The 16,659-nt window shown below is 68.7% G+C and carries 17 protein-coding genes and 1 pseudogene; 7 read left to right on the forward strand and 11 right to left on the reverse strand.

Annotated elements, in window-relative coordinates; translation table 11 throughout:
* Positions 1–48 precede the first annotated feature (48 nt).
* Positions 49–951: pseudogene (locus DJ018_RS19390) on the forward strand (XdhC family protein); the annotation flags it as partial.
* Here the strand turns inward: DJ018_RS19390 and DJ018_RS07045 are convergent.
* From DJ018_RS07045 to moaA, 6 genes are read right to left on the reverse strand one after another with little or no spacing between them, the layout of a single operon-like run.
* Positions 942–2,132, reverse strand: a complete 1,191-nt coding sequence (locus tag DJ018_RS07045) for a molybdopterin molybdotransferase MoeA (RefSeq protein WP_133254233.1) — start codon at positions 2,130–2,132, stop codon at positions 942–944. The pseudogene DJ018_RS19390 and the gene DJ018_RS07045 overlap by 10 nt on opposite strands.
* Positions 2,129–2,599 carry a cyclic pyranopterin monophosphate synthase MoaC gene (gene moaC / locus DJ018_RS07050; protein ID WP_111514124.1) on the reverse strand — a complete coding sequence of 157 codons (471 nt, stop codon included), beginning with the start codon at positions 2,597–2,599 and terminating at the stop codon, positions 2,129–2,131. The genes DJ018_RS07045 and moaC overlap by 4 nt, the downstream gene beginning before the upstream one ends.
* Positions 2,596–3,150 (reverse strand): molybdenum cofactor biosynthesis protein B, encoded by a 555-nt coding sequence (gene moaB / locus DJ018_RS07055; protein ID WP_111514125.1) that lies wholly within the window; start codon positions 3,148–3,150, stop codon positions 2,596–2,598. The genes moaC and moaB overlap by 4 nt, the downstream gene beginning before the upstream one ends.
* Positions 3,147–3,602 (reverse strand): molybdenum cofactor biosynthesis protein MoaE, encoded by a 456-nt coding sequence (locus tag DJ018_RS07060; RefSeq protein ID WP_111514126.1) that lies wholly within the window; start codon positions 3,600–3,602, stop codon positions 3,147–3,149. The genes moaB and DJ018_RS07060 overlap by 4 nt, the downstream gene beginning before the upstream one ends.
* Positions 3,599–3,838: a MoaD/ThiS family protein gene (locus tag DJ018_RS07065; protein ID WP_111514127.1), complete on the reverse strand. Its 240-nt coding sequence runs from the start codon at positions 3,836–3,838 to the stop codon at positions 3,599–3,601. Before DJ018_RS07065 ends, DJ018_RS07060 begins: the two co-directional genes overlap by 4 nt.
* Before the next feature lies 1 nt (position 3,839).
* On the reverse strand, positions 3,840–4,880 hold the full coding sequence (gene moaA, locus DJ018_RS07070) for a GTP 3',8-cyclase MoaA (protein ID WP_111514128.1): 1,041 nt from the start codon (positions 4,878–4,880) through the stop codon (positions 3,840–3,842).
* A 29-nt stretch (positions 4,881–4,909) separates the two neighbouring features.
* On the opposite strand from moaA, the gene DJ018_RS07075 reads away from it, so the two are divergent.
* From DJ018_RS07075 to DJ018_RS07085, 3 genes are all read left to right on the forward strand, one after another.
* Complete coding sequence (locus tag DJ018_RS07075) at positions 4,910–5,515, forward strand: nucleotidyltransferase family protein (protein ID WP_240609470.1); 606 nt, start codon at positions 4,910–4,912, stop codon at positions 5,513–5,515.
* Positions 5,516–5,646: 131 nt separating this feature from the next.
* The gene (locus DJ018_RS07080; RefSeq protein ID WP_111514130.1) at positions 5,647–5,994 is read left to right on the forward strand and encodes a c-type cytochrome; all 348 of its coding nucleotides are present in this window, start codon (positions 5,647–5,649) and stop codon (positions 5,992–5,994) included.
* Positions 5,995–6,008: 14 nt separating this feature from the next.
* Positions 6,009–6,893, forward strand: coding sequence for a precorrin-2 dehydrogenase/sirohydrochlorin ferrochelatase family protein (locus DJ018_RS07085; protein ID WP_111514131.1), 885 nt, complete (start codon positions 6,009–6,011; stop codon positions 6,891–6,893).
* 4 nt (positions 6,894–6,897) lie between these two features.
* Here the strand turns inward: DJ018_RS07085 and DJ018_RS07090 are convergent, their stop codons facing one another.
* Positions 6,898–8,577 carry an MFS transporter gene (locus tag DJ018_RS07090; protein ID WP_111514132.1) on the reverse strand — a complete coding sequence of 560 codons (1,680 nt, stop codon included), beginning with the start codon at positions 8,575–8,577 and terminating at the stop codon, positions 6,898–6,900.
* Positions 8,578–8,788: 211 nt separating this feature from the next.
* Between DJ018_RS07090 and DJ018_RS07095 the strand changes: the two genes are divergently transcribed.
* Genes DJ018_RS07095 through DJ018_RS07105 form a run of 3 tightly spaced genes read left to right on the forward strand, consistent with a single transcriptional unit; the run spans position 8,789 to position 10,874 of the window.
* Complete coding sequence (locus DJ018_RS07095; RefSeq protein ID WP_111514133.1) at positions 8,789–9,553, forward strand: hypothetical protein; 765 nt, start codon at positions 8,789–8,791, stop codon at positions 9,551–9,553.
* Positions 9,553–9,945: a phage holin family protein gene (locus DJ018_RS07100; protein ID WP_111514134.1), complete on the forward strand. Its 393-nt coding sequence runs from the start codon at positions 9,553–9,555 to the stop codon at positions 9,943–9,945. Before DJ018_RS07095 ends, DJ018_RS07100 begins: the two co-directional genes overlap by 1 nt.
* A complete protein-coding gene (locus DJ018_RS07105) occupies positions 9,942–10,874 on the forward strand; it encodes a DUF3618 domain-containing protein (protein WP_111514135.1) in 933 nt (310 codons plus the stop codon). Before DJ018_RS07100 ends, DJ018_RS07105 begins: the two co-directional genes overlap by 4 nt.
* On the opposite strand, the gene DJ018_RS07110 is transcribed toward DJ018_RS07105, so the two are convergent.
* From DJ018_RS07110 to DJ018_RS07125, 4 genes are all read right to left on the reverse strand, one after another.
* The gene (locus DJ018_RS07110; RefSeq protein WP_111514136.1) at positions 10,871–13,231 is read right to left on the reverse strand and encodes a PAS domain-containing hybrid sensor histidine kinase/response regulator; all 2,361 of its coding nucleotides are present in this window, start codon (positions 13,229–13,231) and stop codon (positions 10,871–10,873) included. The two genes, DJ018_RS07105 and DJ018_RS07110, sit on opposite strands and share 4 nt — an antisense overlap.
* A 146-nt stretch (positions 13,232–13,377) precedes the next feature.
* Complete coding sequence (locus DJ018_RS07115) at positions 13,378–14,568, reverse strand: acyl-CoA dehydrogenase (protein ID WP_111514719.1); 1,191 nt, start codon at positions 14,566–14,568, stop codon at positions 13,378–13,380.
* Between the two features lie 101 nt (positions 14,569–14,669).
* Positions 14,670–15,827 carry an endo-1,4-beta-xylanase gene (locus DJ018_RS07120; protein ID WP_111514137.1) on the reverse strand — a complete coding sequence of 386 codons (1,158 nt, stop codon included), beginning with the start codon at positions 15,825–15,827 and terminating at the stop codon, positions 14,670–14,672.
* A 58-nt stretch (positions 15,828–15,885) separates the two neighbouring features.
* Positions 15,886–16,569, reverse strand: a complete 684-nt coding sequence (locus DJ018_RS07125) for a Fe2+-dependent dioxygenase (RefSeq protein ID WP_111514138.1) — start codon at positions 16,567–16,569, stop codon at positions 15,886–15,888.
* Positions 16,570–16,659: the final 90 nt, after the last annotated feature.

Here is a 16,659-nt window from a genome sequence, read left to right on the forward strand (position 1 = left end):
TAAGGAGCGGCGGTGCGTGACCCCCTGCCCGAGTGGCCGACCTTCGGCATGACAGATGACGTCCGCCCCGCTCTGCGGGCGGCTCGCCAAGCGGGTAAGTCAGCGGCGCTGGCCACCTTGACCGCGGTGGAAGGTGGCGGGCCGCGGCCGCCCGGAACCCAGATGGTGTTCGCCGAAGGCGTCGTGGCCGGTTACTTCTCAGGCGGCTGCGTGGAGGCGGACGTGGCCGACCACGCCTTCGCCTGCTTGTCGGATGGCGAGCCGCGCCGGCTTGTTTACGGCGAAGGCAGTCCATGGCCCGACATCCGGCTTCTGTGCGGCGCGCGCATCGAGATCATCGTCGAGAAGGTCTCTCCCGTAGATCCTGCGTTGATCGACCTTCTGCAGGCTGACGCCGATCGCCGGCCGGTGACCTGGATCAGCGACGGCAAGACCCGGCTCTGCGGCGCGGATGTGCTGGCGTGGGACGAAGCGGCGGTGATCCGGCGCCATGCACCCCGACAGAAGCTGATCGTGGTGGGCGGCGATCCGACCGCCCTGGCCATCGCACAGCTCGGCGCCCAAGCCGAGTTCGAGACCACCCTGGTGCGCTCCAAGGGACCTGAGGCCCCACCGCCCATTGCTGGGGTCGGTTACCGCCGCGATCCGCCTGCCACCGCCTTTCAGGCGATCGGCGTCGACGCCTGGACCGCCATCGCGGTGGCGACCCATGACACGGAGGCGGATTTCGACGCGCTGCTGGCAGCTCTACCCTCGGAGGCGAGCTACGTGGGCTTGCTGGGCGCGCGCCGGCGCATTCCCGGCCGGCTTGCCGAGTTGCGGGCCGCCGGGGTGTCGGAGGCCGCCCTCGCCCGGTTGCACGCGCCCATTGGTCTCGACATCGGCGGCAAGGCGCCGTGGGAGGTCGCTGTGTCGGTGATCGGCGAGATCACCGCCCTTCGTCATGCCCGATCGAGCAACAGCACCTCGACGACGTCGCCGGCGAACGCCACCGACGCGCCGGCTGGCCTGCGCAACAGCGCATCGGCCTCGGCGAACACCGTGACCAGCGACGAGTCCTGATCCCGGAAAGGGGTGACGCTCACGCCGCCTGCTTCAAAGGCGAGCTTGGCGCGCATCCAGTGTTCCCTGGGGCCATTGGCGGGTAAGTCGCGGGCCAGGCGCGCGGACAGGGTCCGTGGTGCTGGCGATGCGCCCTGGTAGACGTTGAGGATCGGTCGCAGGAACATCTCGGCGCACACGAAGGCCGACGCCGGATTGCCTGGCAGGCCAAGCAGCCGCCGCCCGTCCGGCAGGGCGCCAAAGAACGTCGGCTTGCCCGGACGCACCGCCACGCTGGCGACCTTCAACTCCAGCCCGAGCGCCTCGGCCGCCGCCCGGACGAGGTCGTGGTCGCCCACGCTGGCGCCGCCGATCGTGACGATAAGGTCGGCCTGCGCACCGGCCAGCGCATCGACCACCGCCTGCAGGTCATCCCGAACCGGACGCGCGCGGGAAACCTCGGCGCCCCAACTGCGGGCCAGGGCCGCAAGCCCCGGCGCGCCCGAGTCGTAGATCTGGAACGGCCCAGGCTCAGCCGGAGCCTCGACGATCTCCTCACCGGTTGCGAGCAGCGCGACCCTTGGCCGGCCTCCCACCTGAACGTCCGCCCGTCCTGCAGAGGCCGCGAGCGAAACGCGCCACGCGTCGAGCCGTACGCCGCGCTGCAGAAGCGCTTGGCCGGCCCGGAAGTCTCCGCCCGCCGGCCGGATGTGTCGTCCCGGATCGACGGAGGGCACGCGCACGAGGTCGCCGTCACGCTCGGCGTCTTCCTGAATCACCACAGCGTCGCAGCCAGCCGGCACCGCTGCCCCGGTGAAGATGCGCGCGGCCTCGCCGGAGGACACCAAGCCTTCGTAGCCGCGCCCCGCTGCGCTTTCGCCCACGATGGTCAGAGAGCCGGGCGCGTCGGCGGCGCGAACGGCCCAGCCGTCCATGGCGCTGGCGGCGAACGGCGGCTGGTCGCGCACCGCGGCGACATCCTCCGCGAGCACCCGGCCCGCCGCTTGCGACAGCGGAACAGCTTCCGACGCCAGCGGCGCAATGGTCGCAAGCATGCGCGCGCGGGCGTCCTCCACGCTCAGCAGCTTCATGTCGCGCGCCAGTCGCCGCTTTTGCCGCCGGTCTTCTCCAGCAGGCGAACCTGCTCGATGACCATGCCTTTTTCAGCCGCCTTGAGCATGTCGTACAGGGTCAGCAGCGCGACGGACGCCGCGGTGAGCGCTTCCATTTCAACGCCCGTCGGTCCGGTGGTCTTCACGCGCGCAGTCACCGAGAGCCCGCCCTCGGCCGCTTCGGCGCGCACCTCCACCTTCGACAGCGCCAGCGGGTGGCACATAGGGATCAGGTCTGCGGTTCGCTTGGCCGCCATCACTCCGGCGATCTCCGCCACGGCCCGCACGTCGCCCTTCTTGCCTTCGCCGGAGAGCGCCAGCGCGAGCGTCTCGGCGCTCATCCGCAGGAAGCCTTCGGCCACAGCCTCGCGGGTCGTCGCCGGCTTGTCCGAGACATCGACCATGCGCGCGCGGCCGCTCTCGTCGAGGTGGGTGAGGCGGCTCACCGCTCCATCAGCCTCGGCATCAGCTCGACCATGTTGCAAGGGCCATGGCGACTGTCGAGCTGCGCGGAAATCACCTTGTCCCAGCCGTCCTTCACCGCGCCGTTGGAGCCCGGCAGGCAGAACACGAAGACGTTGCGGATGATGCCGGCCAGCGCTCGCGACTGCAGGGTGGAGAGCCCCACCGACTGATAGCTGACCAGGTGGAAGACGACCGAGAAGCCGTCGATCTTCTTGTCGAACAGCGGCTCGATGGCTTCGGGCGTCACATCGCGCCCCGTGATGCCGGTCCCGCCGGTGGTCACGATGGCATCCACCTGGCCGGAGTTCACCCAGGTGTTCACCTGGGTCTGGATCTGGCCGATGTCGTCGTGGACGATGGCGCGCCCGGCCAGCTCGTGACCCGCGCCTGTGACGCGGCTGGCCAACAGGTCGCCAGAGGTGTCGCTTTCTTCGTCCCGAGTGTCGGAGATGGTCAGCACCGCCACGCGCACCGGCTTGAAGGGCCGGCTCTCGTCGATCTTGCCGCCAGGGGTGAGCACCGGTGCGTTCATGACTTCTTCTCCTGCTCCCAGCGGGCGACGTCGGCGTGGTCTTGGGCGCGAGGCTCGATCCACCGGGCGCCATCCGGACCGTGCTCCTTCTTCCAGAACGGAGCCCGGCTCTTCAAGTAGTCCATCAGGAAGTCGCAAGCCTCGAACGCCTGCCGGCGGTGCCGAGACGCGGTGGCCACGAACACGATCGGCTCGCCCGGCCCGATCTTTCCCACACGGTGCAGGACGATCAGGTCCGCCAGCCCGAACCGCTCGCGAGCCTGTTCAGCGATCTTGGCGATCCGCGCCTCGGTGAAGCCGGGATAGGCTTCCAGTTCGAGCACCTGCGTCTGCCCGGCTTCGGCGCGCGCCAGGCCTGTGAAGCTGGCGATGGCGCCGACCTCCTGACGGGCGAGGCTGAATTCGCTGAGCAGCGCGCCAGGATCGAAGGCGGCCTCCGTAAGGCCGATCATCCGCCGCTCATGGGCGGCAGGAAGGCCACCTCGGCGCTGGCGGAGATCGAAACCTCGCCGCGGACCAGCGCCTGGTCCACCGCCACCTGGACGCCAGGTCCGGCGATCGCTTCGCCAAGCGCCGCGTCCTCCGCCTGGAGCCGGGCGCGGAGCTCGGCGAGCGTGGAGCCTTCGACTTCGCGCTCGCGCCATCCGGCCAGATCGCGCAAAGGCCCGAACAGAAGCACCCGCGCCATCTCAGCCTCCCGTCGTCGACATGTGCCGCGACACCGACGGCCCCGCGCTGCGGGTTATGACGAAGTCATGGCCGCGCGGCTTGCCGGCGACCCCGTGCCGGATCGCCTGCACCAGATCGGCGTCAGACCCGCCTGCCCGCAGCACCGCGCGCAGGTCCGTGGCGTCCTCCTGCCCAAGGCAGGTGTGCAGGGTGCCCGTGCAGGTCAGGCGCACGCGATTGCAGCTCTCGCAGAAGTTATGGCTGAGCGGCGTGATGAACCCCAGCCGCCCGCCCGTCTCCGCCACCCGCACATAGCGAGACGGCCCGCCGGTGGAGTCTGGCAGGTCGCTCAAGGTCCAGTAGCTCTCCAGTTCACCCCGCACCGTGCTCAGCGGCAGGTACTGGTCCGTGCGGTCGGCCTCGATCTCGCCCATGGGCATGGTCTCGATCAGGGTGAGATCCAGGTCGCGGCCATGGGCCCAGCGGATCAGCTCGGGCAGTTCGGCCGCATTGTCCCGGGCCAGCGCCACGGCGTTGATCTTCACCTTCAATCCCGCCGCCTGGGCCGCGTCGATCCCGGCCAGCACCTTGGCGAGATCACCGCCCCGGGTCAGGGTCCGGAACAGCGCGGGCTTCAGCGTATCGAGGGAGACGTTGATGCGGCGCACCCCGGCCCCTGCCAGTCTCGGCGCGAACTCGGTGAGGCGGGTGCCGTTGGTGGTGAGGGTCAGCTCGTCGAGACGCCCCGACTTCAGATGCCGGGCAAGGTTCTCGATCAACTCCATGACGCCCTTGCGGACCAGCGGCTCGCCGCCGGTAATCCGCAGCTTGCGGACGCCGAGGCCGATGAAGGCGGAAGCGATCCGGTCGAGCTCTTCGAGCGTCAGGACTTCCACCTTTGCCAGGAAGGTCATGTGCTCGGACATGCAGTAGACGCAGCGCAGGTCGCAGCGGTCGGTAACCGACAGGCGCAAATAGCTCACGGCGCGCCCAAAGCCATCGGCCAAGTCCGTGAGTGGACCGCCGGCGCCTTGCGTCGAGGCTGCGTCGTAGGGCGTCATGCGGCGTGCAACATAGAGAGGATGAGCGCTTGGCGACAGGGGAGGGCGCGAACGCTGTGATGGAAGCCGTCGTGCTTGCCGCCGGATCAGGCGCCCGCTTCGGCGGCGGCAAGCTCATGGCGCCTTGGCGCGGCGGCGTTCTGCTGGAAGGCGCCCTGCAGGCCGCTTTCGCTGCGCCGGTCCGCAGCGTGACGGTGGTTACAGGCGCTGATCCCCGCGTGGCTTCGACACTGCGGGCCCAAGCGCCCAGCGTGCGGCTGGTGGATGCGCCGGACCATGCGGAAGGCTTGGCGGCCTCTCTGCGAGCAGCCGTCCGGGCCGTGCCTGCAGACGCTGTAGGCGTTCTGGTGCTGCTCGGCGACATGCCTCACGTTCCCCATGCCGTTTTGGCGCCGCTCTGCGAGGCGGTGCTTGCCGGCGCACCCGCCGCCGCCCCGGTCTGGAATGGACGACGCGGGAACCCGGTAACGCTCGCGCGCGAACTCTTTCCCGCCGTCCTCGCCTTGGCGGGCGATGTCGGAGCCCGCTCGATTTTGGACAGGCTGGGCGAGCGGCTGGCGCTTGTGCAGGCGCCGAGCGACGGCGTGCTGTTCGATGTCGACCTTCCGCAGGACTTAGCTCGCGATGGCCTTTAGCCGGTCAGCGCCGGTTCATCTGGCGCCGGATAACAGCGATCGAGAGGTCCGCTGCGAAACCATCCTTGGCGGACCGTCTTTTTCATCGCTAGACTAACTTGCATACAAGAACACATGGAGGAGCCGCTTTGATGGCCCGTCTCGCTCTCGCCGCCGTTCTCGCGCTTTCGGCCGCCGCGCCGGCCGTCGCTCAGGACGGAGCGCAGATCTTCAATTCCCAGTGCAAGATGTGCCACCAGGCCAAGTCCTCGCCCATGGCTCCCGCGCTGGCCGGCGTCTATGGCGCCAAGGCGGCCAGCCGTCCCGGCTACAAGTACTCGGACGCCTTGCAAAAGAAGGGCGGCGTGTGGAACGACGCCAATCTTGACGCCTGGCTGGCCAACCCGCAGGGCTACGCGCCGGGCACGAAGATGCTGGTCCGCGTGCCGCAGCCGGAACGCCGCAAGGCGCTGATCGCCTACCTCAAGACCCTGAAGTAAGGACGCGACGAGCCATGGACGCCTTCCCCGCCTTCTTCCCCTTGGCGGGGCGCACGGTTGTCATCGCAGGGTCTGGAGAGCCTGCGGAGGCCAAGGCGAGGCTGTTCCACGGCTCTCCCGCTCGTCTCGTGCGGCTGGAAGGCGACGCCGCGTTCCAGCCGTCGAACTATCACGGCGCTGCGTTGGCGTTCGTCGCCTCGGAGGACGAGGCTTTCGCCCGGGCAGCAGCCGAAGCCGTGCGCGCTGCGCACGTGCCGCTGAACGTCGTCGACCGCCCTCAGATGTGCGACTTCACCACCCCTGCGGTGATCGACCGGGGCGAGGTGGTGGCGGCGATCGGCACGGGCGGATCCTCCCCTATGCTCGCCACCCTGCTGCGCCACGATATTGAGGCCCGTGTGCCGGAAGGCGCCGGCCGAGTGGCCGCCCTTTTCCGCAAGCTTCAGGACGAGGTGCGCGCCGCCTTGCCGGAGCCGCACCGCCGCCGCTCCTTTCTGCGCGCAGCGCTCACCGGTCCGGCAGCCGGAGCCGCCATGGCCGGCGACATGGAGGCGGCGGCCGAGTTGCTGCGGGCGGAACTGGCCCGTGGCCAAGCGGCCGGCGGTCAGATCCAATATGTGGACGCGCGCGGCCCCGCCGACCTTTTGACCCTTCGCGCCGCCCGGGCTCTTGCCGCCTCGGACGTGCTGGCGCCCGATCCCGATGCTCACCCCGACATCCTGGCCCTGGCGCGCCGGGATGCGGAGCGGGTGGAAGGACTGGGCGTCGAAGCGTTGGCGGAGCTCGCCGGCCGCGGCATGCGGGTCACCCGCTTGGTGGTCTCTCCCGCCTGGCGACGGGAACACGCAGCCCTGGTGGACGCCGGCGTGGATGTGGAGGTGCTGCCGATCGCCGGCTGAAAGGTCAGCGATCCAGCGGCTCGTCACGCGTCTCGGGCAGGAACAGCGCGCAGGTGATCACCGAGATTAGGGTGAAGCCCACCGGGAACCACAGACCGGCGTAGATGTCCCCCATCGAGGTGGCTATGGCATAGGCGGTCACCGGGACGAAGCCCCCCACCCAGCCGGTGCCCACGTGATAGGGCAGCGACATGGCCGTGTAGCGGATACGGGTGGGGAACAGCTCCACCAGGCACGCGGCCATGGGCCCATAAAGCGCTGTCGCCGCGATGATGAAGATGAACAGCACGCCCATGGCGCCGGCGACGTTGATCCGGGCGGGATCGGCCTTGCTCGGGTAGCCGGCCTCCGCGAGCGCTCCCTTGATCTGGCTCTCCACCCGAGCCTTGAGGTCCTTGGCTTCCGCTGCGGGCAGGCCGGTGGCGTTGACCGAGGCGACCTCGGTCCGCCCGATGCGGATCACTGCGGGCTCGCCGCGCGCGCCCTCCTGGTTGGTGTAGCCCACGCCCGCGTTGGTCAGCGTGCTCTTGGCGATGTCACAGGACGAGGTGAAGCTCTTCTTGCCGATGGGGTCGAACTGGACGGAGCAGTCCGCGGGATCGGCGACGACGATCACCGGCGTGCGCGCCTGCGCCTCCGCCAGCGCCGGGTTCACGAACTTCGACAGCGCGTGGAAACCAGGGAAGTAGGCGACGAGCATCAGGGTCATGCCGGCCAGCATGACCGGCTTGCGCCCGACTCTGTCCGACAGCCAGCCGAAGAAGACGTAGCCGACCGCGCTGATGGCCGTGGCTGCGGCCATCAGCAGGTTGATGGTCGCGGGCTCCACCTTGAGGAACTTCTCGAGGAAGGTCTGGACGTAGAAGAAGGCCGTGTACCAGACCGCACCCTGCGCACACATGATGGCGAACAGCGCGATCAAGACGAGCTTCAGGTTCGACCAGCGGCCGAAGGCCTCCTTGAACGGCGCGCGGGATTCCTGACCCTCGGCCTTCAGCTTCGCAAAGGTCGGGCTCTCCGACAGCTTCAGGCGCATGAAGATGGAGATCGCCAGCAGCCCTGCCGAAAACAGGAACGGTATCCGCCAGCCCCAGGCGTCGAAGGCTTCGGGCCCGAACAACCGTCCGACGATCAGGCGCGTGGCCAGGATCACCAGAAGCGCTGCGAACAGGCCGAAGGCCGCGGAGGTCTGAACCCAGCTGGTGGAGCGGCCGCGCGCGCCCTTGGGTGCGTGCTCGGCGACGTAGATGGCCGCCCCGCCGTACTCGCCCCCGAGCGCAAAGCCCTGGATGATCCGCATCAGCACCAGCAGGGCGGGGGCGATCAGGCCTGCGGTGGCGTAGCTGGGCAGAAGGCCGATGGCGACGGTCGCTCCGCCCATCAGGATCACCGTCAGCATGAAGGCGCCCTTGCGCCCGGTCCGGTCGCCGATCCGGCCGAAAACCAGCGCGCCCAGCGGCCGGAAAGCGAAACCGGCGCCGAACAGCGCAAGCGCGGCGATATAGCCGGCGGTGTCCGGCAGCCCGGAGAAGAAGGTTCGCGAGATGACCTGGGTGAGGCTGCCGAAAACGAAGAAGTCGTACCACTCGAAGGTGGTGCCTGCGGCTGACGCGGCCACCACGGTGCGCAGCGACGTCGGCTCGTCTTGCGCGCCTTGCGCGCTTCCGGCGGCCAGGTCGGCCATCTGCTTCCTCCCCCTTGTTTTCCCGAGCTTTAGCATCGCCCGCTCGGCGCTTGGAAGGTGAAGCGAACGCCGTTCCGCGCCTTGTTCACGCAGGGTCGGAACTTCCGCCCCGGCTGCCAGCTTACCAGCCCGGACCAAGAGCGCCGCTTCCAGGGGCGGAGCTCTGCGCCGTGACTGGCCGACTTGGCCGGCTATCCGTGGAGATTATGGCATGACCAACACAGACGCAGGCGGCGACTGGGGCGCGAGCCGCTCGGCCGGCGAGGGGCAGTCCTCGCCCCGCGAAATGGCGGGCGCCGCCGCTCAGACCGTGAAGCAGGAAGCCGCGAGCTTCGCTGCTTCCGCCAAGGAAAAGGCTGCGGGTCAGATCGACCAGCACAAGGAAACCGCCACCCGCACGCTGGGTGACTTCGCCAACGCCATCCGCAAGGCCGGCGACGAGCTGTCCCAGAGCGATCAGTCCATCGCTAGCCGCCTGGTGCAGCAGGCTGCCGACGGCCTCGAGGGCCTTTCGCGCTCGGTGTCGGACAAGCGGCCGGAAGAACTGCTGGACGCGGTCCGCGATTTCGGTCGCCGCAACCCGGCGGCTTTCGTGGCCGGCTCGGTTCTGGTGGGCTTGGCGGTCGGCCGCTTCCTGCGCGCCTCGTCCGAGCCGCGGACCAGCGACTACAGCCCGCAACCAGCGACCTTTACCTCGCCCGACGGCGGCGCCTCCGACATCGGCATGGCGTCCACGAGCGGCCTAAGCGACGAGTTCGCTTCCGCCGACACCAGCGGCCTGGGCGCCACGGATGTCACGGCGGCCGGCGCCACCGCCATCGGCGCGCCTGACGTCGAGCTCGGCTCCGGCGACGCCGGCGTCGAAAGCCTGACGGGCGACCTGGATGCAGGCTCTGTCACGATCGAAGGCGACGAACGCGGCGCGCTGGACGGCGATGATCGCGACCGGTCGCGCTTCGGTGGAACGGGGGTCTGATGTCCGTCGACAACGACACTCGCTCGATCCCGGAGGTCATCTCCGCGGTCGCCAGCGACCTCGCCAACCTTGTCCGCAAGGAAGGCGAGCTCGTCCGGGCTGAGGTGTCGGAGAAGATCTCCGACGCCGCCAAGGCCGGAACCCAGATGAGCCTAGGCGCGGCCCTCCTGCTGGGCGGCTTCCTGACCCTGATGGCGGCGGCCGTGCTCGGCCTGTCGCACTTCATGGATCCGTTCTGGGCCGCCCTGGTGGTCGGCTTGGTGGCGGGCCTGGTCGGCTACAGCCTCGTCAAGGGCGCCGCCAAGAAGGTCACGCCCGGCTCGCTCGCCCCGGACCGCGCCGCAAGGCAGCTGAAACAAGATGCGCAACTCGTGAAGGAACAGGTGCGATGAGCAGATCCGCAGCAGAAGTCGAGGCTGAGGTCGAAGCCCAGCGCAGCGAACTCGACCGCAACGTCGAGGCGCTGAAGCAGAAAATGACCCCGGGCCAGCTGTTCGACGAAGCGACCCGCATGGCGGGCGGCTCGGGCCAGCAGATCGCGGCCAAGTTCGTGGAGCAGGCCAAGGCCAACCCCATGCCGCTGGCCGTCATGGGCCTGGGCCTGGCTTGGCTGATGGTCAGCAACAACAAGCAGCAGACGTCCGGCTACTCCGGCTACTCCTCGGGCTACAGCTCGCTTGATGAACCGCGCAGCTTCGCCGCCGAAAGCGGCGTGGGCGCCATGTCCGACACCGGCGGCTATGAAGCGGTCAGCGGCTATGACGGCACGACGCCGGACAGCCATGGCGGCGTTGCATCCGGCCTGAAGGACAAGGCTCAAGGCGTGGCCGGCAAAGCCTCCAGCGCACTGTCGGGCGCCAAGGAAAAGCTCACCAGCGGCGCCTCGTCCGTTGGGCAGTCCAGCCGTTCCGCCGCGCACAGCGCCAAGCAGACGGTCGGCAATGTGGCCGGCGCCGCTCGCCAACGCGCGGGCGCGGCGACCCAGCACGCTCAGCAGACCTTCACCGATGCGCTGAACAGCGAGCCGCTGCTGATCGCCGGCCTCGGCATCGTCGTGGGCGCCGCCATCGGCGCGGCCCTGCCGGCCACCCCGGCCGAAGACCGCATGCTCGGCCAGCATCGCGACAAGCTGCTGAACAAGGGTCGTGACCTTGCCCAGACCGGCCTGTCGCAAGCCGGCTCGGCGGCCCAGGCCGCCTATGGCAGCGTCAAGCAGGAGCTGAAGGCCGACGACGGCCGCGACTTGTCCGAGAAGGTGGAAAGCGCCGCCCGCTCAGGCGTGCAGGCCGCCCGCGACCAGATCCAGCCGAACGCGCACTAGGCGACGGCGACCTCTTCGCTCGTCTCGGCGTCCTGCGGGGCGCTGAGGCGGGCGATCTCGCCGAGCAGGGCGGCCGGCGAGATTGGCTTGCCGACCACCCCGTCCATGCCGGCGCCCAGGTAGATCTGCCGCTGGTGCGACAGCACGTTTGCGGTCAGCGCGATGATCGGCGTCGCCGCCGCCGGCCCGCCCAAGGCGCGAATGCGGCGGGAGGCTTCAACGCCGTCGATGCCGGGCATTTGCACGTCCATCAGGATCAGGTCGAAGCCGCCGCGCGCCGCCGCTTCGACTCCGAGGTAGCCATCGGCCGCCGTCTCGACCACCGCGCCCAGCTGTTCGAGCAGCTTGGTGGCGATGATCCGGTTGGTGGCGTTGTCCTCCACCACGAGCAGGCGCAGCCCGCCCAGGATCGGCTCGATACGCTCGTCGTACTGCACCACGGGCTCAGCGGCGTCCGCCGCCACTTCCATCCAGAACGTGGAGCCGCGGCCCGGTTGGGAGGTGAAGCCCACCTCGCCGGACATCATCTCGGCCAGCCGCTTGGTGATCGCCAAGCCAAGGCCGGAACCGCCGAACTTGCGGGTCGTCGAGGCGTCGCCTTGATCGAAACGCTGGAAGATCCTGGCGTGGAACTCCGGCGGGATGCCCACGCCCGTGTCCTCGACCTCGAAGCGGACGCGGTGCGAGATTGGATCGCGGCGGCAGCGCACCGTCACCTGACCGGCTTCCGTGAACTTCACCGCGTTGCCCACGAGATTAAACAGCGCCTGCCTCAGGCGCACCGCGTCGGAGCGAATCCAGCCGAGGCCGGGGTCCGCCTCCACCAACAGCGTCAGCGACTTGGCGTCGGCCTGTGGCTTCAGCAGCCTCAGGACGCCGTCGATCAGCGCGCGTGGATCGACCGGCTCATAGGCCAGCTCGAGCCGACCGGCCTCGATCTTCGAGAAGTCGATCACGTCGTTCAGCAGCTCGGCCAGCATGTGGCCGCAGTTCAGCGCCTCTTGCAGCAGGCCGCGCCCGTCCTCCGACAGGTTCTCCGACTTCAGAAGATGCAGCACGCCCATCACGCCGTTCATCGGCGTGCGGATCTCGTGGCTCATGTTGGCCAGGAACGAGGCTTTCGCCTCAGCCGCAGCTTCGGCGGCGCGCTGCGCCTCCAGAAGAGCCAGCTCCTGGCGCTTGCGCGCATCGAAGTCGTGGATCAGTCCCACCGCCTTCAGCCACCGGCCGTTACGGCCGACCTTCAGGTGGTGAAAGACGCGGACCCAGCGCTCCTCGCCGTTGGCGTGGACGATCCGGGCCTCGAAGGCTTCGCCTGAACGCTTCTTGCCGGCATGCAAGGCGCGGAAGGACTGGCGAACATGATCAAGGTCGTCGGGGTGGAAGCCCGGGTAGCGCAGCTGGGTGGCTTCCTCGTAGGTGCTGCCCCGCTTGCCCGTGAGCCGGTGGAATTCCGGGGACGCCCAGAACGTCTTCCCCACGTGGTCGATCTCGTAGACGCCCGCTTCCGCCGCCACCAGGGCCAGCTTAAGCCGGCGGGCGTTGGCCAGCGCCTCCTTGCGGGCCTGGCGCATGCGCCGCTCGCCGCGCCGGGCCGCGTCCCGCGCTTCCGCAAGCTCGGTGATGTCTTGAGAGATGCCGCGCAGGGCGTAGAGCCCGCCGGCGCGCAGCTCGGTATGATAGGTGGTGCGCAGGGTCAGCCAGCGATCGCCCGACCGCATCCGGTGTTCCAGGCGTCCGGGCTCGCCCGTCCGCATGCTGTGCCGGAAGGCGGCCTGCACCGGCTTCAGGTCCGCCGGGTGGATCAGGTTGCGGAAGTCCTCGCCGCCCATCTCCTGGCGCGGATCGAGACCCAGCATGTCGGCGAGTTCGTCGGACCACTCGATCCGGTTCTCGGCCGTGTCGAATGACCAGATGCCGATCCCGGCAGACGCGCTGAGCATCTGACGCGTACGCCGCGCTTCCTCCAGCTCCGTCGCACGTTGCCGGTCCGCCGTGGCGTCGCGCATGCTGCCGATGAAAACGCCGCCCGGCAGCCGCTGACTGCGCACGGCGAACCAGCGCCATTCGCCGTCCACGGAGCGGAAGCGGGACTCATTCTCCGCCACGTCCCCGTCCTTCATTCGTGAGACGATGCTGAGGACGTCCGGCAGGTCGTCAGGATGAATGAAGCCGTCAATGGACTGGCCGATCAGCTCCGATTCCGGCAGGCCCACGAACGCCGTCCACGCGGCGTTCGCCATCAGGAACCGACCTTCGGAGTCCAGGACATGCGCGAGGTCGCGGCTGTTCTCGAACAGCCACTGAACCATCTCGCTCCGGTCGGCCGAGATCGCGCCTGTCTTCGGCCTCGCCATTCATCTCCCCTGGTGCCGGCGATCCTTAGCTGGCTCAGGGTAAACACAAGGTTTGCTTGCCAAGGATTGATTCACAACCAGGACGGTTCGCCGCAAGCAGACGGCTATCGACAGTGGTTTCAGGCCCCGTTCGCGTAACGCTGCGCCTAGAACGCGGACTCCCCGGTGATGGCGCGACCCAGGATCAGGGCGTGCACATCATGGGCGCCCTCGTAGGTGTTCACCGTCTCCAGGTTCAGCGCGTGACGGATCACATGGTAGTCGCCGCTGATGCCGTTGCCCCCGTGGATGTCGCGGGCGACGCGCGCGATCTCCAGCGCCTTGCCGCAGTTGTTGCGCTTCATCATCGAGATGGCTTCTGGAACCCAGGCGCCCTGGTCGATCAGCCGGCCCAAGGCCAGGGCTCCCTCGAAGCCGAGGGCGATCTCGGTCGACATGTCGGCCAGCTTCTTCTGCACCAGCTGGCGGGCGCCCAAGGGCTTGCCGAACACTTGGCGCGTGGAGACGTAGTCGCGGCTGGCGTGCAGGCAGAACTCGGCCGCGCCCATGGCCCCCCAGGCGATGCCGTAGCGCGCCTTGTTCAGGCACGAGAACGGCCCGCGCAAACCCTGCACGCCTGGCAGCATCATGTCTTCCGGCACGAACACGTCGGCGAGCGCGATCTCCCCAGTCACCGAGGCGCGCAGGGAAAGCTTGTTCTCGATCTTCGGGGTGGTGAAGCCGTCCACCCCCCGCTCCACCAGGAAGCCGCGGATCACGCCGTCCAGCTTGGCCCAGACCAGCGCCACGTCGGCGATGGGGCTGTTGGTGATCCACATCTTGGACCCGTTCAGGACGTAGCCGCCGTCCACCTTGCGCGCCACGGTGCGCATCGACGCCGGGTCGGAGCCGCCGTCCGCCTCTGTCAGGCCGAAGCAGCCGATGATCTCGCCCGTCGCCATCCCAGGCAGGAAGCGGCGCTTCTGCTGCTCGGACCCGAAAACGTAGATCGGGTACATGACAAGCGAGGACTGCACGCTCATGGCCGACCGGTAGCCGCTGTCCACCGCTTCGATCTCACGGGCGATCAGGCCGTAGGCCACGTGGTTGACGCCGGCGCAGCCGTACTCTTCAGGGAGCGTGGGGCCAAGGAAACCCAGCTCCCCCATCTCCGTCATGATCTCCCGGTCGAACCGCTCCTCCGCAAAGGCCGAGACCACGCGCGGCAGCAGCTTCTCGCGGGCATAGGTGCGAGCGGCGTCCCAGACCATCCGCTCGTCTTCCGAAAGCCGCGAGGCCAGATCCAGCGGATCTTCCCAACGGTAAGTCTTGGCGCCCGGGGCGGTGTCGAGGGGCATGACGCTCTCCATCTCGCTCGTACGCTTGTTTGATTATCCTCTTTTTGGCTCCCCCACGACCGTTTTAGGCGACAAGCCCTTCCTCCCGCTGCGCGCCCGCCTCACCGGGCCGGCGCGGCTTTGAAGGCCGCGGCGATGGCGTCTCGCATGGGCTTCGGCCGGAAGGCGTCGTCGAACGGTGTCGGCCGCTTGGGGAGGTTGTCCGGACGCGGTGAGGTGCCCTGCAGCCACGAGTATTTGTCGGCCAGACCCCAGACGAGCACCTCCTTCAGCTGCCGGTAGCTGAGGATGACGTCGAGGTATTCGCGGGTCAGGCGCGCCACCTCGGCGTCGCGGCTCGGGATGTCCGCCGCCAGCGGCTTGTCGTTGACGTCGAACTCGGTGATCACCAGGCCGTAGCCCATGCCGGTGACCTCATCCAGGAAGCGGCGCCAGGCTGCCAGGTCCGGTCGGGCGAAACCTGTCGACTCTCCGGTGCCGACCGAGCCGATGTGCGCCTGAACGCCCAACGTGTCGACAGGCACGCCGCGTTTACGGAAGCCTTCCAGCAGGCGCAGCACGCCCGCTCGGTGCTTCTCCTTCTCGGGCGTGCCTTCCCAGCTCATGTAGTCGTTGTAGACGAGCTCGGTCCTGGGCATCGCCTCGCGCGCGGCGACAAAGGCCAGGTCGACGATCTCCTGCTTGCCGACGTGGCGCGAGAAGGCGGTTTCCCTCAGTTCACCCGTCGTGTGATCCACCGTCTCGTTGACGACGTCCCAGGAGTGGATCTGCGGATACCGAGCCGTGACCGTGCGGACGTGTTCGGTCAGCAGTCGGCGCACCTCGGCGGCAGGGTTGGGGCCGTAATCGTAGGTTTCGGTCCATTTCGGCATCCAGCGGGGGTGGTGCCAGAGCAGGGTGTGGCCGCGCAGGCCCATTCCGTTCGCCTTGGCGAAGGCGGCCAGGGCGTCGGCGCGTTCGAACGCATAGGTCTTCGCGTCGGGCCGCAGTGCGTACCACTTCAACTCGTTCTCAGGGACGATGACCCCGCATTCATCGGCGATCAGCCGCCGGTAGGTCGGGTCGGCGAACGGTCCGCCGATGTCGCGGCCCGCACCCTCCGGCCCAGCCGAGCCCACGCCCACCGCCGTTCCAAACCGCATTCCCTTCGCCGCAGCCAGGGCGTTCAGCGAACCCGGTCGAGCGGCCAAGGCCTCCGGCGCGGCTGCGATGCCGGCCAAACCCAGGGCGAGCGCACCGCGGCGCGAGATATTGGTCATGGGTCCTCCCGTCGTTTTCGCGCAGCATGGCGCAGGAACGCTCAGGCGGATAGCGGCCTCAGACCTCGGCCCACATGCGCAGAAGGTTGTGGTACGTCCCGGTGAGGCTGACGAGCTCGGGCGCGCCGGCGCCGACCTTCGCCGCCAACTGCTGGATCGCCACGTCCATCTGGAACAGCAGGGTGCGCCGGGCGTCCTCCCGGATCATGCTCTGGATCCAGAAGAAGCTCGACACCCGAGCGCCTCGGGTCACCGGCGTCACCTGGTGCAGGCTGGATGACGGGTAGAGGATCATGTCCCCCGCTGGCAGCTTCACCTCGTGGACGCCGTAGGTGTCCTCCACCAGCAGCTCGCCGCCATCATAGTCTTCCGGCTCGGTCAGGAAGACGGTCGCCGACAGGTCTGTGCGGATACGGGTGGAGCCGTCGCGGGTCTGGCGGATCGAGTTGTCCACGTGGACGCCGAACGTCCCGCCACCTTCGTAGCGGTTGAACAGCGGCGGGAAGACGACCTGAGGCAGGGCGGCGGACACGAACAGCGGGTTCTTCTCCAGCGCGTCCAGGATCCGGCTCCCGGCGCTCGCCGCGGCGGACGAGCCTTCGGGCAGCTGCTGATTGCGCTTGGCGAGCGCTGACTGGGCTCCGGAGGTGGCGTTGCCGTCCACCCAGGGGGCTCCGTCGATCTGCGCGCGCAGCTCGGCTGCCTGCGTCTTGGTCAGCAGCTCGGGAATATGCAGCATCATCGGTCAGGTCCTCGCCGACGCGACCTTAGCTGCGGCGCGCCGGATGGGAAGGCGGCCCCGCCTCGGGGGAGACGGGGCCGCTGGGACGTC

Source organism: Phenylobacterium deserti, assembly GCF_003254705.1.
Taxonomy (GTDB): domain Bacteria; phylum Pseudomonadota; class Alphaproteobacteria; order Caulobacterales; family Caulobacteraceae; genus Phenylobacterium; species Phenylobacterium deserti.